The organism is Providencia sp., from assembly GCF_003533305.1.
In the GTDB taxonomy this organism is placed as follows: Bacteria; Pseudomonadota; Gammaproteobacteria; order Enterobacterales; family Enterobacteriaceae; genus Providencia.
The window spans coordinates 266,893-282,848 of the sequence record NZ_DOEH01000016.1 but is presented as its reverse complement, the minus strand read 5'-3'; the positions used below and the strand labels follow the sequence as shown (position 1 = coordinate 282,848).

Annotated in this window: 17 protein-coding genes and 1 tRNA gene (1 of these 18 running past the window's edge); 9 read left to right on the top strand and 9 right to left on the bottom strand. The window is 38.0% G+C overall.

Annotated elements, in window-relative coordinates:
* Nucleotides 1-40: 40 nt before the first annotated feature.
* Together dapD and DD649_RS10255 are read left to right on the top strand one after the other, a co-directional pair.
* Nucleotides 41-868 carry a 2,3,4,5-tetrahydropyridine-2,6-dicarboxylate N-succinyltransferase gene (dapD, locus tag DD649_RS10260; protein WP_294106884.1) on the top strand — a complete coding sequence of 276 codons (828 nt, stop codon included), beginning with the start codon at nucleotides 41-43 and terminating at the stop codon, nucleotides 866-868.
* Between the two features lie 362 nt (nucleotides 869-1,230).
* Entirely contained in the window at nucleotides 1,231-1,617 is a 387-nt protein-coding gene (locus DD649_RS10255; protein ID WP_294106882.1) for a DUF3461 family protein, read from the top strand.
* A gap of 109 nt (nucleotides 1,618-1,726) precedes the next feature.
* Here the strand turns inward: DD649_RS10255 and DD649_RS10250 are convergent, their stop codons facing one another.
* From DD649_RS10250 to DD649_RS10240, 3 genes are read right to left on the bottom strand one after another with little or no spacing between them, the layout of a single operon-like run.
* Entirely contained in the window at nucleotides 1,727-2,179 is a 453-nt protein-coding gene (locus tag DD649_RS10250; RefSeq protein ID WP_336430517.1) for a flavodoxin, read from the bottom strand.
* 38 nt (nucleotides 2,180-2,217) lie between these two features.
* The gene (truC, locus tag DD649_RS10245; RefSeq protein WP_294106878.1) at nucleotides 2,218-2,976 is read right to left on the bottom strand and encodes a tRNA pseudouridine(65) synthase TruC; all 759 of its coding nucleotides are present in this window, start codon (nucleotides 2,974-2,976) and stop codon (nucleotides 2,218-2,220) included.
* Nucleotides 2,977-3,318 (bottom strand): YqcC family protein, encoded by a 342-nt coding sequence (locus DD649_RS10240; RefSeq protein ID WP_294106877.1) that lies wholly within the window; start codon nucleotides 3,316-3,318, stop codon nucleotides 2,977-2,979.
* Between the two features lie 261 nt (nucleotides 3,319-3,579).
* Here DD649_RS10240 and DD649_RS10235 point away from each other — a divergent pair, with 261 nt between their 5' ends.
* A complete protein-coding gene (locus DD649_RS10235; RefSeq protein ID WP_294106875.1) occupies nucleotides 3,580-4,494 on the top strand; it encodes a DUF535 family protein in 915 nt (304 codons plus the stop codon).
* 478 nt (nucleotides 4,495-4,972) lie between these two features.
* On the opposite strand, the gene syd is transcribed toward DD649_RS10235, so the two are convergent.
* Nucleotides 4,973-5,533 carry a SecY-interacting protein gene (syd, locus tag DD649_RS10230; protein WP_294106873.1) on the bottom strand — a complete coding sequence of 187 codons (561 nt, stop codon included), beginning with the start codon at nucleotides 5,531-5,533 and terminating at the stop codon, nucleotides 4,973-4,975.
* 151 nt (nucleotides 5,534-5,684) lie between these two features.
* Here syd and queF point away from each other — a divergent pair, with 151 nt between their 5' ends.
* The 3 genes from queF to xni all read left to right on the top strand — a co-directional run bounded on the left by queF (nucleotide 5,685) and on the right by xni (nucleotide 8,812).
* Nucleotides 5,685-6,530, top strand: coding sequence for an NADPH-dependent 7-cyano-7-deazaguanine reductase QueF (gene queF / locus DD649_RS10225; protein WP_294106871.1), 846 nt, complete (start codon nucleotides 5,685-5,687; stop codon nucleotides 6,528-6,530).
* 128 nt (nucleotides 6,531-6,658) lie between these two features.
* Complete coding sequence (ppnN, locus tag DD649_RS10220) at nucleotides 6,659-8,026, top strand: nucleotide 5'-monophosphate nucleosidase PpnN (protein WP_294106966.1); 1,368 nt, start codon at nucleotides 6,659-6,661, stop codon at nucleotides 8,024-8,026.
* A gap of 30 nt (nucleotides 8,027-8,056) precedes the next feature.
* A complete protein-coding gene (gene xni / locus DD649_RS10215) occupies nucleotides 8,057-8,812 on the top strand; it encodes a flap endonuclease Xni (protein WP_294106869.1) in 756 nt (251 codons plus the stop codon).
* A gap of 65 nt (nucleotides 8,813-8,877) precedes the next feature.
* Here xni and rlmM read toward each other — a convergent pair whose 3' ends face one another.
* From rlmM to DD649_RS10200, 3 genes are read right to left on the bottom strand one after another with little or no spacing between them, the layout of a single operon-like run.
* Nucleotides 8,878-9,981, bottom strand: coding sequence for a 23S rRNA (cytidine(2498)-2'-O)-methyltransferase RlmM (gene rlmM, locus DD649_RS10210; protein WP_294106867.1), 1,104 nt, complete (start codon nucleotides 9,979-9,981; stop codon nucleotides 8,878-8,880).
* On the bottom strand, nucleotides 9,974-10,369 hold the full coding sequence (locus tag DD649_RS10205; RefSeq protein ID WP_294106865.1) for a DUF423 domain-containing protein: 396 nt from the start codon (nucleotides 10,367-10,369) through the stop codon (nucleotides 9,974-9,976). The genes rlmM and DD649_RS10205 overlap by 8 nt, the downstream gene beginning before the upstream one ends.
* Before the next feature lie 27 nt (nucleotides 10,370-10,396).
* Nucleotides 10,397-11,338, bottom strand: coding sequence for a transcriptional regulator GcvA (locus tag DD649_RS10200; RefSeq protein WP_294106863.1), 942 nt, complete (start codon nucleotides 11,336-11,338; stop codon nucleotides 10,397-10,399).
* Nucleotides 11,339-12,005: 667 nt separating this feature from the next.
* Here DD649_RS10200 and csdA point away from each other — a divergent pair.
* Together csdA and csdE are read left to right on the top strand one after the other, a co-directional pair.
* Nucleotides 12,006-13,211 (top strand): cysteine desulfurase CsdA, encoded by a 1,206-nt coding sequence (csdA, locus tag DD649_RS10195; RefSeq protein WP_294106861.1) that lies wholly within the window; start codon nucleotides 12,006-12,008, stop codon nucleotides 13,209-13,211.
* 31 nt (nucleotides 13,212-13,242) lie between these two features.
* Nucleotides 13,243-13,701: a cysteine desulfurase sulfur acceptor subunit CsdE gene (gene csdE / locus DD649_RS10190; protein WP_294106859.1), complete on the top strand. Its 459-nt coding sequence runs from the start codon at nucleotides 13,243-13,245 to the stop codon at nucleotides 13,699-13,701.
* Between the two features lie 47 nt (nucleotides 13,702-13,748).
* Here the strand turns inward: csdE and tcdA are convergent, their stop codons facing one another.
* On the bottom strand, nucleotides 13,749-14,558 hold the full coding sequence (tcdA, locus tag DD649_RS10185; protein WP_336430514.1) for a tRNA cyclic N6-threonylcarbamoyladenosine(37) synthase TcdA: 810 nt from the start codon (nucleotides 14,556-14,558) through the stop codon (nucleotides 13,749-13,751).
* Between the two features lie 30 nt (nucleotides 14,559-14,588).
* The gene (mltA, locus tag DD649_RS10180; protein ID WP_294106854.1) at nucleotides 14,589-15,683 is read right to left on the bottom strand and encodes a murein transglycosylase A; all 1,095 of its coding nucleotides are present in this window, start codon (nucleotides 15,681-15,683) and stop codon (nucleotides 14,589-14,591) included.
* A 250-nt stretch (nucleotides 15,684-15,933) separates the two neighbouring features.
* On the opposite strand from mltA, the gene DD649_RS10175 reads away from it, so the two are divergent.
* A tRNA-OTHER gene (locus DD649_RS10175) sits at nucleotides 15,934-15,956 on the top strand; it runs 60 nt beyond the window's last position.

Below are 15,956 nucleotides of genomic sequence, written 5' to 3'. Positions count from 1 at the left end.
ATATAACATTTTTTTCGTTATCCAAGGAGAAATAAACTCAATGCAGCATTTACAAGCGATCATTGAACAGGCGTTTGAAGACAGAGCGACTATCACACCGAATACCGTCTCTGCGCCAGTAAGACAAGCCGTAATGGACACTATAACATTACTCGATAGCGGCAAACTCCGCGTTGCAGAGAAAATTGCAGGCGTTTGGGTTACCCATCAATGGCTAAAAAAAGCCGTTTTACTCTCATTTCGTATTCATGACAACCAAGTCATTGAAGGTGCAGAAAGTCGCTATTTCGACAAAGTCCCTATGAAATTTGCAGATTATGATAAAGCGCGTTTCGAAAAAGAGGGATTCCGAGTTGTTCCTCCCGCGGCGGTTCGCCAAGGTGCCTATATTGCTAAAAACTGTGTATTGATGCCTTCTTATGTGAATATTGGTGCTTATGTAGACGAAGGGAGTATGGTCGATACATGGGCAACCGTCGGATCATGTGCACAAATTGGTAAAAATGTTCACTTATCTGGTGGCGTCGGTATTGGCGGTGTTCTTGAGCCTTTACAAGCCAATCCAACCATTATTGAAGACAATTGCTTTATCGGTGCTCGTTCTGAAGTTGTAGAAGGCGTTATCGTTGAAGAAGGGTCTGTCATTTCAATGGGTGTATATCTCGGTCAAAGCACTAAAATTTATGACCGTGAAACGGGTGAAATTTTTTATGGTCGCGTACCCGCAGGCTCTGTTGTCGTTTCTGGCAACCTTCCCTCTAAAGATGGTCGTTATAGTCTCTACTGCGCTGTTATCGTTAAAAAAGTGGATGAAAAAACCCGTGGTAAAGTTGGTATCAATGAGCTATTACGAAGCATTGATGAATAACTTTCCATTAGGTGACAGAGTAGCTTCCTAACACTCTCCCCTTCCAATTAGATGATAGACCTCTTTTTCTTGTAAGGAGAGGTTTGTCAATTTCAATAAATCGCGCATAATATGACCGTGGCTTTAGCTGGTTGCCATTAATAAAACTGTATTATTTTATTTTTCGCCATAATAATGATGTGATGTGCGCAGATATTTTCATCTATTCTATTTAATATTATATAGTTAATAGAAATACTGTTTATCATTTAAACAGACCCACCACATCCTTTAGAAGCGAGAAATAGACCGATATTGTTATAACCGGCCCATACTCTCATATTTATTCATCGACTCTGTCTCCTACGGCTAAGTGAGTTTACATGTACGATAATTTGAAAAGTTTAGGTATCAGCAACCCTCAAGACATCGACCGCTATACCCTGCGCCAAGAAGCAAATAACGATATTTTGAAAATTTATTTTCGCAAAGACAAAGGCGAGTTTTTTGCTAAAAGCGTGAAATTTAAATATCCACGCCAGCGCAAAACAATTGCTGCGACAGATGGCAGTAATAATTTTAAAGAAATCAACGAAATCAATACTAATCTTCGTTATGCTATTGAAGAGCTCGATCAAATCTGTCAGACCGATAAATCTGAACTCGATTTAAAACATAAAATTCTTGATGACTTACGCCATTTAGAACATGTTGTCTCTAATAAAATTGCCGAAATTGAAGCAGATCTTGAAAAATTAACACGTAAATAATTCAAAAATCGCTTTAAAATTGCAGAATAAATGACTGCACCGTGATATCTACATTAACTGTACTTTAGTTTTTAAGATAGTTTCTAAGATAGTTTACCGGTGCAGATCTTCAGATAAGTTCACTCCAAGCTTGAATCCACGCTTTAGCAAACTCTTCAGGCGTATCCACCTCTGTTGCATCAATGAATAACACATCACCAATACGTGTACCAGATTGTTCTGTCAGTAACTCGTCAAAATGCTTAGCTGCTCCACAGAAGCTTTCATAGCTACTATCGCCAAGCGCAATAATGCCGTAACGTAAATCAGGTTGGTAACCGAGTACATCTTTAATTTCATAAAAAAGTGGCGCTATGGTATCGGGGAAATCACCCTGTCCTGTAGAAGACGTGACAATTAAAGCAATATTATTATCTGAATTATAAGATTGCCAATCATCCAATGTAGGCTCATCAAAAATAACAATTTCATGCCCTTGTTGCGCTAAAATATCCTGCGCAGCTTCAGCGACAGCCAATGAATTACCATAGACAGTGCCAACAAAAATACCAATTTTAGACATAACCGTTCCTCAATTTACGTGCTTAATTTATGTAAAAATTAACTCGCCTGATTTACTGCATCAAAACCTAGTTTTGTCGCAACATCCAACCATCCAAATTGCTCAATCAGTGATAACCATTGAGTATCCCAATTTGCAATAAGCGTTATTTTTTGCGCTGTTATCGGGTGAATTAAAACTAATTGGCTCGCATGTAGCATTAATCGTGCAACTGAAAAATGTTCGGTTACCCCACGATTTTGCCGCAAATCACCATGTTTACTATCACCAATGATAGGATGGCGAATATGTGACATATGTCGTCTTAATTGATGTTTTCGCCCCGTTTCAGGTTTCAACTCTAACAAGCTAAAGCGGGCAGTATCATAGCGACCAATAGCAACCGCACACTCAACTGTTTCAATCGGCTTACAGTGCGTCACACACTCTTGTAATACGGGTTCTCTTGTTGCTCGCTTATCAGCAATTTTATCCAACTCTTCAAGCAACGGATAATCTATTTTTTGTTCCTCAGTAACATAACCCCGTACGATGGCATGATAGGTTTTCTCAATTTGATGATTCTCAAATTGCTCAGATAGCAGCCTTGCAACTTCACTTGATAGTGCAAAAAGTAGAACACCTGAAGTTGGTTTATCCAAACGATGAATGGGATAAACATACTGCCCTATTTGGTCGCGAAGAGTCTGCATCACAAAAACGGTTTCTTGACTATCTATCCAGCTACGATGTACCAACATGCCAGCGGGTTTATTAATGGCAATAATATATTCATCATGGTAAATAATTTCTAACATTTATAACTTACCCATTGGCGTAAACTGAAATAGATTATCAAGTCCGCGTAAATGTTCAAAAAGCGCAATGAAATCACCATTGCAGTCATCCTTATAAACTTCCTCGAAATAAGGCGCGATAGAAAAATTACTGGGTAAAGCGGCACCTTTTTCTATCAACTCATACAGTCGTGGGATCAAAATCCATTGAAGCCACTCCAGCGCTTCCATCGTATCAATAGAAAATGGCTCAGTACTTTCAAATGCCTCTGCGTTTGGCGGTAATTCACGCCAAAATGATTTGGCTTTCATTTCATCTTCTACATGACGCAATTTTTCAACAATGTGTTGCTCGATATTCATACTAAAACCTATTTAACGGTGATAACCCAAAATATACTGTATTTTTTTCTACAATTCTGTCGAAAACATGGTGCTGATAACGATAAAAAACAAGTTCTACTACTAACATGGCACCCTTTTTTAAATTACTCCGATTAATTTGCACAATACATTTAGAATAATTAAGTTTCGTTTATGATTTGTTGTTGTAACCACCTTTATCATCGAATGTTTTTCAAATTGATACTTGTGTATTACTAACACAGAAGAAATGGTTTATTTATGGGATTACTAAAGCAGTGGCGTAAAGAAAATAATATATGGAAATCCTTTAGCAATAGTTACGTTCAATTAAAGCGACGTATTCGCATCGCTAAACTGCCTTCACAACAATATCAGCAATATCAATTTATGTGTGAAAATTACCATAGTGCTCAATTATCAAGCACAATAAGTAATGTTCCTCATTTTATTGAACGCCCAATTAATAAATACCTACACAAAGCTTGGAGTGGTAAACAAAAGCTACTTACTGCAAGCCATACATTGAATTTGATAGAAAATACTTTTACCCCTGATGCCATTGAGGCGATGTTTTCAGATAAGCGTGAAGGCCTTAAAGTTGCCGATATAGAACTTAAATCAGGCGATCTCGCGCAATTAAGACTGATTTACTCCGAATATCCTCGAGAAGGTGACTTAACTTTAAATTTACGCAATGAAACCGGTGATGAAATTTATTTAATGAGTTTTTCATTCGGGCCCCAAGGACAATTATATGTCTGCTCTCTACAAGGCCCCTCAACTGAGCAAAGTGTTGAACAAGTTAAATCTATTACCAAACAAATGCATGGTATGAGACCTAAAAATTTATTAATGTCAGCAATTTATGCAGTCGCTGCTTATTTCAACATTACATCGATTTTGGGAATATCAAATAATAGCCATATTAAAAGCCAACATTTAAAATCAAGCTATGACAATTTTTGGCAAGAATGTGGTGCAATATTGACGCCTAAAGGTTGGTATCAACTTCCGCTTCAAGAACCAGTACGAGATATTGAATTAGTTAAAAGCCAGCGCCGAGCTGAATTTCGTCGACGTGAAGCATTAAGAGAGGCCATGTTCCAGAATATAATAAACTCCCTCACTCAATATTCAGTTAATACGAATACATCAGAAAAATTAGCAAGTTAAATACAATTATTACTGTATATAATCAATACCGCATAATCAAAAATTGAATTATCGATAAAGAAATAAAGTGCCGTTAACGAAAAAAGCCAGCCAATAAAAACATTGACTGGCTCATCTCGAGTTTAAACACGTTTTACAGCATCCTGCAAAAACGACTCCCTGTCGTCTGACATCCTGTCAAATAAAAACAATTTAATAGACAAAATAAGTCTAATTAGTCATCCATAACTTTGTTTTTACTTATAAAAAGCTAAACAATCTACCCTGTCCAGCCACATAAGAATGTATTAAATCTATTAATGAAACAACCTAGTGGAGGAAACTAAAATTCATTACAAATCATAGTGATATTGGGTATCTATAGTAACGTCATGAAATCAAAAGTGAAATAATTATCATTTCACTTAAATTAAAAATATTTAAGATATTGCTTAACCCAATTGTAGGTAAATGCTTACACATCTTCGTATCTGATATCTTACCTTTGTGGCTCAATTATCGGTAAAAGTGCATTTATAAAACTAGCAAGATTAGGAGCAAGTACTCTTCTTTCTTTACTTCCAAATTTTTCTAAAATAATTTCGCCACTTAAATTGCACATAGAAATCATTTCAATTTCAGAATCCAAAGTCGCAATAAATAATGTTGGTGGCAGTTTTAAACGCTTTTGAGTCACTAAATGACCAATTAAATTTTCTTGTAAACGAATAAAATCGTCTTCATTCCATACTTGAACCAAACTGAGCTCTAACTCTGCAAATCTCGCTTTCATATCACCCGCAAGTTGAGTGGTATAAAAACCATGAATATCATCCTGTAAACTAATATCAAGTGCAGTGGCAACCTTTTGAAGACTTTTATTTTCTAGCGGAAAAGGTTGAGGTTCCCAATAAACCCAATTCTCACCTGTACGTACGATACAGGGTGAGGGAATACCATATAAATCAACAGATGCTGGAGGTAAACCTGTTTGCTCCAACCATTGAGACATATATAACTGAGTAAAATTGTTAAGTGATTCAGAAATTATTGTATTCATAATTATGTATTATTTAGACCAAATTGAATTGAAAGACGTCAATAGGGTTGATAAATGATATTATCACAGCAGATTAACCGTAAAAAATGTGCTTGTTACGCCCTTTTCCTGCTTTGAGCCTCATTTTAGTTTATGAAGTATAAGGATCAATATGTCACACTACCAGAACAATCCAGCTCTCGACAATTTAACTCTCGGTAAAAAAACCGCTTACATTGATCAATACGATCCAACGTTATTACAAGCGGTTCCTCGTAGCTTAAATAGAGAGCCTTTAGCAATTCGAAATGATGCTCTGCCATTTCAAGGGGCTGATATCTGGACACTGTATGAACTTTCATGGCTCAACCCTAAAGGTCTACCTCAAGTCGCAATAGGCTCTATTAGTGTAAATGCAAATAGTGACAACCTTATTGAATCTAAAAGTTTTAAACTCTATCTCAACAGTTTTAACCAAACCAAATTTGAAACGTGGGAAAATGTGCGAAGCGTTTTGCAAAGTGATTTAAGTTACTGTGCTAACGGCGAGGTTAGCGTTACACTCCATAAGCTAGATGATTTTTCACAACAAACTATTCATCAATTTAATGGTATCTGTATAGATGAACAAGATATTGATATCGATAATTATGAATTCAGCCGCCATTATTTAGCTGATTGTACACAAAGTGAAATTGTTGAAGAAACATTGGTCAGCCATTTGTTAAAATCGAATTGTCTTATTACGAATCAGCCTGACTGGGGTTCAGTACAAATTCATTATCGTGGCCCAAAAATTAATCATGAAGCGTTATTACGCTATCTCATTTCATTTCGCCATCATAATGAGTTTCATGAACAATGTGTGGAACGTATTTTTAACGATATAACACAACTGTGTAAACCTGAAAAATTGAGTGTTTATGCACGCTATACACGCCGAGGTGGCCTTGATATCAACCCATGGCGTAGTAATGAGCAATTTAAACCACAAACAGGTCGCTTAGCACGGCAATAAGTACAAAATATAGTCAAAATGAATGTAGTTGAAATGTATTATTGGAAAATGCAGTTGAAACAACAGCCGCTGAACCTATTTCAACACAATCCAACATCAAGATCCCTGCGGGGATAAAGGAGTGTTACTTGATTACTCATATTAGTCCATTAGGATCTATGGATCTACTATCTCAGCTTGAAGTTGATATGTTAAAAAGAACGGCTAGCAGCCATTTATACCAGCTGTTTAGAAATTGCTCTTTAGCGGTTTTACACTCCGGCAGCTTAACCGATAGTAGTAAAGAGTTACTGGCAAAAAGCATTGATTTTGACATTAATGTATTGCGTCGTGAACGCGGTGTAAAACTTGAACTAATCAATCCACCGGAAGAAGCCTTTGTTGATGGCAAGATTATCCGCTCGTTACAAGCTAACTTATTTGCAGTACTGCGTGATATTCTTTTTGTCCATGCTCAAATTAGTAACGCAAAAGAACAATTTCATTTAGATATTGAAAACAGTGTTCATTTAACTAACATGATTTTCTCTATTTTACGCAATGCTCGCGCCTTACATATTGATGAAGAACCTAACATGATCGTATGTTGGGGTGGACACTCAATTAATGAAACTGAATATCTGTATGGCCGTAAAGTCGGTAATGAATTAGGTTTAAGGGAACTCAATATCTGTACTGGTTGCGGACCAGGTGCGATGGAAGCTCCGATGAAAGGTGCTGCGGTAGGCCATGCACAACAACAATATAAAAATAGCCGTTTTATCGGTTTAACTGAACCTTCGATTATTGCAGCTGAGCCACCTAATCCATTGGTTAATGAACTATTAATCATGCCTGACATCGAAAAACGTCTAGAGGCATTTGTCAGATTAGGCCATGGGATCATTATATTCCCAGGTGGTGTAGGTACAGCAGAAGAACTTCTCTATTTACTGGGTATCTTAATGGATCCTGAAAACAGTGAGCAAGTTCTCCCTCTCGTTCTGACCGGACCAAAAGAAAGTGCAGAATACTTTGCTGTACTTGATGATTTCGTTCGCCATACTTTAGGGGATGAAGCGAGTAAGCATTATCAGATCATTATTGATAATCCTCAAGAAGTCGCTAGAGTCATGAAAAAAAGTATGCCTCTAGTTAAAGATAACCGCCGCAGTACTGGTGATGCCTATAGTTTCAACTGGTCAATTAAAATTGATCATGCTTTACAGCATCCTTTTGAGCCTAGTCATGAAAATATGGCTTCTTTGAACTTACATCCGGGCCAGGCACCTGAAAAATTAGCCGCTGACCTACGCCGCGCATTCTCAGGCATTGTTGCGGGTAATGTGAAAGAATCAGGAATGAAAGCTATTGAAAAAAATGGTCCTTTTAAAATCCATGGTGATACTGACATCATGAGACGTATGGATATCTTATTACAAGGCTTCGTTAGTCAGCATCGTATGAAACTGCCGGGCGGAACTGCCTACGAACCTTGCTATGAAATTGTGAAATAAATTTAAGCAGCCAAGGACGGCCCGATACTTATGATCCATTTATTAATTATTGATGCATTAAATCTAATTCGTCGTATCCACGCGGTGCAAGGAAGCCCATGTGGAGATACCTGCTTATCTGCGATATCTCAACTCATCAATCATACTGAAGCAAGCCACGTTGTCGCTGTTTTTGATGAAGAAGGAAGGCATTCTAGCTGGCGCCATGAAAAATTACCTGACTACAAAGCAGGTCGCCAACCCATGCCTGAAGACTTGCAAAAAAACCTACCTTCACTGATAACACAATTTGAAGAAAAAGGGGTTCATTGTTGGCAATCTCAAGGTGATGAGGCCGATGATCTTGCCGCGACGTTGGCAAAACGTATCGCAAATGCAGGGCATATGGTGACGATTGTATCGACAGATAAAGGCTATTGCCAATTACTATCACCCAATATTCGGATCCGCGATTATTTTCAAAAACGATGGTTAGATGTTCCTTTTATTGAAAAAGAGTTTGGTGTAACGCCCGAACAACTTCCTGATTATTGGGGGCTTGCCGGTATTAGTAGTAGTAAAGTACCAGGAGTTGCAGGAATTGGTCCTAAAAGTACAACGATGCTATTACAGCAATACCAATCGATTGAAAATTTATACACGAATATCGATAATCTAGATGAAAAATGGCAAAAAAAATTAATTAACCAGCAAGAAATTGCACTAATTTGTCGTGATATTGCCACGTTAAAGACCGACATCATTATTCAAGGTAATTTGAACCAACTGCGCTATCAAGCCAAATAATTGCTATAAAAAAGGTCACTCTAAAGTGACCTTTTTTACTTTAACGTATTGAATACCATCAAATGCTAGTAATACTCACGAGCCATTGGATTCGCTGACCAGACACGCTGAACATGTACTGTAATCTCTTCGCGGTCATGGTATAGCTGTTTAGCTTGAATACGCACGTTAATACTGTGCTCTTTTAGCTGAACCTGCATTTTGTTTAAGATATGAGAGACTTCTTCATAACGTTTTTTCATTGGCAATTTTAAGTTAAAAATCGCTTCACGACACAGGCCTTCTTGCAGCCATTCAGTCATAAGCGCAGCAACCTTAGCGGGTTTTTCAACCATGTCACAAACAAGCCAAGTGATATTATTAGATATTGGACGGAACTTAAAACCATCAACTTGGTGATGAGTAACCTGCCCTGTATCCATTAAACTTTCAGCCATTGTTCCATTATCAACTGCATGTACCATCATGCTGCGCTTCACAAGCTGATAGGTCCAACCACCAGGACAAGCCCCTAAGTCTACCGCCTTCATTCCACTGGCTAAACGTTCTTCCCATTCATCATAAGGAATAAACACATGGAATGCTTCTTCAAGCTTCAGTGTTGAACGGCTAGGCGCATCTGATGGTAATTTTAACCGAGGGATACCCATGTAGAAACTAGAACTATTATTGGTATACGAATAGCCTGTATAGCAACAACCTGGTGCAATAAAGAACACATGAATAACCGGACGTTTAAAATTTTCTTGTGTAAGAAGTATTTTTTCTTTACGTAAAGCGTTACGCAAAGGCACCGTAAATTTACGGCAAAACTTCATTAATTCTTTGCATTCATTAGTATCAGCAACCTCAACGCGAAGATCACCAGCTCGAGCAACTTGTTGGCTAAGTACATTCACAATTGGTGTAATACGGTCTTCTGGGGGTAAATCTTTGAGTAAATCCCCAACGACTATCATCTGACGAGCAAAAATAAGTTCACTAAAAGGTAAAGTACGTGCAAGTTTATCTGCATCTTCAGCTTGATAGCATTCAAAAATGACATAACCACTATTATCTTTTACTCGAGCAAAACCAAAGACTTCTTTTTGCCCAGCTTTATCTGTGATCTCTGCTGCGCACTCTTTTTCAAAGCCTGGGCGGCAATATAATGCAATTTTATTACTCATTGCGTGACGCCGATTTCCTTAGACGCATAGCGCCGATAACAACTAACAGCCAGCCAATAAGGAAACAAACTCCCCCTATAGGCGTAAAATAAGAAAAGTATTTTACCTGCAATAGGGCCATACAATAAAGGCTACCGCTAAAAAGAAGTATGCCTACCGAGAAAAAAACACCAGACCAATAGAACCACAGTACAACTTTACGCAGTAAAATTGCACCGAGCACCATTAAAGCCACTGTGTGTAACATCTGATAACGTATACCGACTTCAATCCATTCCATCTGATGGACACTCATGATTGAAGATAGTGCATGGGAACCGATAGCTCCGAAAGCCACGGTAAAAAAACCACTAATTCCCGCAAAAATTAACATCAAACGACTATTCACAGTAACACCTTTTTATGAAATATTTGATTACTGATTAAGCGCCACATCTTGGTCACCCGTAATAAAACCTAATTTTTCTTGTTCACTTGCAGCCTGAGCGAGTACCCATTGACGAAATGCCGCTATTTTTCCTATATCAGCCTGACTTTCTTGACAGACAAGATAAAATGCATTTTTACTGACTAACACCTCGCTAAAGGGACAAACTAAACGCCCTGCATCAATTTCATTTCGTGCCATCACATTATTCGTTAATGCAATTCCTTGACCGTGCACTGCCGCTTGGATAACCATTGAGCTATGACTAAAAATAGGCCCTTTTTGTACATTAACAATATTTTGTAATTCTAATTGCCGAATATATGCTTGCCAATCCCGACGAGAAGAATCATGTAATAGCATATGATTAGCCAAATCCTCAGGATGCTTTAACTGAAGCTCTCCCGTTAATAACGAAGGAGAACAAACAGGCATCAAATATTCTGCATAGAGCCTATCTGTTCGAAGTCCTGACCAATTACCTTTACCGTAGAAAATAGCGACATCGACATCATCTGCCAATTTATCCTCTTCTCTATCTACCGCCTGAATTCGCACATCAATACCAGGATACGCTTGATTGAACCCCGCAAGGCGTGGTACCAACCATTGAATAGCAAAACTCGGTGATAAACTTACGGTTAATGCTCCCTTAGCGCTTCGCGCTTGTAACTTTCGAGTTGCTTCATTTAAAGAAGAAAAAATTTCTTTAATATCAAGATAATAACTTTGACCTTCTTCCGTTAATAATAACGAACGATTACGTCGACGGAATAATTTTAAGCCAAGAAAATCTTCTAAGCTTTTCATTTGGTGACTAACAGCAGCTTGAGTCACAAATAATTCTTCTGCCGCCTTAGTAAAACTTAAATGACGGGCTGCGGCATCAAAGACTCTCAGTGCATTAAGTGGCGGTAATCTTTTAGACATAATCACTTCTATTTGGCATATAGGTATCTATTAGTTTTTTTCATCCGAAGCATTATAAATTGTCCCTTGAGGATACGCCAGTAAATACCTATAGTATGCACACTTCCTAAGCCGGAACGAAAAGTTACAGAGTTTAGTTACTTTGGAACTTTTGGCTTTGTGGTTGTGATGTTGTGTTTGCAAGTTGTCTGGGGATGCCAGACGTTGTAGCTATTGCTACTGTTTATTTTCACTTCCTGTACATTTACCCTGTCTGTCCATAGTGATTTTATAGTGCACCGCCTAAGCGCGGTGCTTTTTTTTGCCTATTATAATATTTAGTAAAGCAAATAAATTAATAAATACAACAAACTATGAATAGCTACTAGTTTACCGAAAAAATATTCACTTGGATATTTAAGATAATTCTTGAAATTAGTCCGTAAACTAAGCTAAAAATCACTCATCGTTCAGAAAAGGGATTGCATTGTCATGCAAAACACTGAATCATCTTAAAATCAATTAAATTTCGTTGAAACAATTAATAGCAAATGTAACAAAACATTTCAACGAATAGATTAAAAAATGACTGGTTCAACTATCATCCTTCTTGATAAACCTAATAATTAATTTTTAAAATTTAGTCTGTCAAAATGAATCTCAAACTAGGTATAAAAGAATAAACACTATGGATCACTTCAATGCTACTCAATTTCGCCAAGCCTTCCCTGCTATAGCTGCCAATATTACTTTTTTAGATAGTGCGGCAACCGCATTAAAACCTTTAGCTATGATTGAGGCATCGAATAATTACTATCAATTATCCGGTAGCTCGGTCCATCGAGGTCAATCAGCTGAATCATTAAAAATTACCAATGACTATGAGCAAGGGCGAATTAGAGTTGCAAAGTTAATCAATGCACCAAATGAAAAGTCAATTATTTGGACTCGCGGCACCACTGAATCCATAAATTTCATCACCCAAAGCTTTTTTAGAGAAAAATTACAACCTGATGATGAAATTATTGTAAGTGAAATAGAGCATCATTCGAATTTATTACCGTGGTTAATACTGGCAAAGCAGACTGGAGCTAAAATTGTTAAATGGCCAATTAATGACAGCCTAATATTAGATATAGACGCACTTAAATCAAAACTAAATACAAAAAGTAAAGTCGTCGCAATCACCCAAATGTCAAATGTAACGGGCTACCAACCTGACCTAAGCATAATCACTCAACTTGCCCATGCTGCGGGTGCACTTGTGGTCGTTGACGGTGCCCAAGGTATTGCTCATCTCCCAATTGATGTATCCGCTATTGATATTGATTTCTATGCATTTTCTGCCCACAAACTTTATGGTCCTACAGGCTTAGGTGTCTGCTATGGAAAGCCAAGTTTACTGTCACAAATGAGCCCTTGGCATGGAGGTGGCAAAATGCTAACTGACGTCACTTTTGATGATTTCACTCCAGCCCCTATCCCACAATGTTTTGAAGCTGGAACGCCTAATATAGCAGGGGTAATCGCATTTTCTGCTGTGTTAGAGTGGTTAAATAAGATAGACTTCGTTCAAGCAGAAATTTATTCTTGCTCACTGATCCAATATGCACATGAACAACTCTCGCAACTCGATAATTTGATTTGTTATAGCACGCCCAATTCACCCTTACTGTCTTTCAATTTTAAAGATATTCATCATAGTGATTTAGGGCTTCTCTTGACCGAACAAAATATTGCACTACGCTATGGGCAACATTGTGCTCAACCTTTAATGGATGCTTTAAATATTAGAGGCTGTTTACGCATTTCAGTAATGCCTTATAATAACAAGCAAGATATTGACCAATTTATTAAGGCAATCAAATTTGCCCTTTCAATACTAAATGATTAAATCGATATTAAATGATGAAGAAGGAAGCCTAATGACTTCGACTAAACATGAACTTGCTCCGCACCCTTTTGGTACTGAGATAGTTATTCCAGGAATAGTTGAACAATTCTCTACCCAAAAAGCATGGGAAGATAAGTACCGCTTGCTGATCCAACTAGCCAAACAGCTACCTGCATTAACCGATGAAGAGAAACAACAAACTCAAGAGGTTAAAGGCTGTGAAAACCGAGTATGGATTGGCGCGCTCTTAAATGATGATGAGACTTTCCATTTTTATGGTGATAGTGAAGGTCGTGTTGTTAAAGGCTTATTTGCAATTTTATTAGCAGCTATTGAGCTTAAAACCGCCCAACAAATCCTCGAAATCGATTTTACTGATATTTTAAATCAAACAGGATTATCTGGTCAATTAAGTGAATCTCGCCAAAATGGCATCCAATCCTTAATTACTGCGATTAGAAATATCGCCAATGAGATGACCCCGGCTTAAATAACTGAATGAGGCTATTAATATAATTTATTATTAGCCTCATTTAATCATTTCACCGTTCTTTGTGCTTTGGCGATCATTTTTTTAAGTACATGAGAAACAGCGATAAAACCAAAACTTGCGGTGACCATTGTTACTGCACCAAAACCAGATGCACAATCCATCCGTTTAGAGCCATCCGCCGTGCTTTTTGCCGCACAGACAGTTCCATCACTTTGTGGATAGACTAATTGCTCTGTTGAGAACACACAATCAATTCCCAACTTACCTTTACTATTTTTAACGACATTAAAGTCAGACTTTAAACGTTCGCGTAATTTAGCGGCTAAAGGATCTTGAACCGTCTTAGCCAAATCAACAACTTGTATTTGAGTGGGATCGATTTGACCACCTGCGCCTCCAGTGGTGACAACTGGGACTTTAAAACGTCGGCAATAGGCTAACAACGCAGCTTTTGGCCTTACACTATCAATTGCATCAATAACATAATCAAACCCCGTACTGAGGTATTCAGACACATTATCGACAGTAATAAAATCATCGATTACATTCACAATACATTCGGGATTAATCGCCAAAATACGTGCTTTCATTACATCTACTTTGGGTTGTCCCACAGTGGTGCTAAGTGCATGTAATTGACGATTAGTGTTTGTCACACAAACATCATCCATATCAATTAATGTGATTGAACCAATACCCGAACGCGCTAACGCCTCGGCAGCCCATACCCCAACACCACCAATACCAATAACGCACACGTGAGAGCGAGCAAAAAGAAAAAGTGCTTGTTGCCCGTATAAGCGCCCAATTCCAGCAAAGCGCTGCATCCACGCATCAGAAAGCTGAGTTTGCATAATAACAAATGACCTTAATTAAAACGGCTACTACTTACTAGCACCAAAAAGCTGTTGATCCTTCTTCAGTACCCAAACTCGTCCATAATGATTATAAAACCCGGCCATTTTACCGGCTTCATGACCTGTTCCATGGTAGATATCGAAATGGTGTCCTTTAATTGCACCACCCACATCTAAGGCAATCATCATACGCATTTCATATTGCCCCGTAAATTTACCATTATTATCAAGTACCGGTATTTCAGCCAATAAAGCTGTACCCGCTGGAATTAATGATTTATCTGATGCCACAGAAGCTTTAGCTATCAAAGGTACCGCACTCGCGCCTCTGACAGGTACAAACGATTGAGGTTTGAAAAAGACAAATGACGTATTCTCTTCTAATAGTTGACGAACCTCTTCTTCGCTATGACTGTTTGTCCAATCATGAATAGCTTGCAATGACATTTTATTCAATGGCACTTCACCACGGTCAACTAACACTTTACCTATACTTTTATATGCATGGCCATTTTTGCCTGCATAACCAAAGAAATTTAATGGGCTGCCATCACCAAAGTTCACATAGCCACTCCCCTGCACTTCCATCATGAAGTTATCAACCGCAGAGTTACTGTAAGCTAAAATTAAATTATTACTAAGCGCCCCGTTATAAATTGCCGCTCTACTAGGTAAACGCTTTTTACCTTTAGGTGGCATTCCATATAATGGATGGCGAAATTCACCTTGAGGTGTACGTCGCGCTTCAATAACAGGTGTGTAATAGCCCGTAAACTGTACGTTGCCATAATTATCTGCACCTTCCATTTGAAAAGCCGCTAAATTGAAATTAACTAACTGGCTCGGGTCACCGCCTGCCATTAGCCAGCTCTCTATAGCATGATAAGTTTCATTATTATTTTGAAAAAGACGAGGTGAGGCATTTTTAATTTCAACAACTTGGCGATTAAAATCAGGGGTATTAATCGGGCGGCCTTGAGTATTTACTTGATTAACCTTTTGAAGATCACTAACCAAGTGACCATCTTTATATTGCTGCCCTTTATCAGTTGGGTGAGATTGGCATCCAACCAAAAAAGAAACACACATACCTGTGACTAACCATTTTTGCCATAATTTCATGATTTTCTGCCCGAACTAATCCAATATGAAGCGCACAATAGCAAACTCAAATTAAGAATGAAATGAGTAAACATATTTTAGCCCACTATTTCTGTTTTCTATTTATACCTTCGGTTGCCTACACTCCCATGGATTAAGATTAAAAAATAATCGTCAAGTATGTATTTTGTTCTACAATCCGTAATAAATGAAAAAAAACACGAAAAAACTTGCATCAGATCTCATCCCGAGTATAGTGCCCCATATCGGACGCGGGGTGGAGCAGTCTGGTAG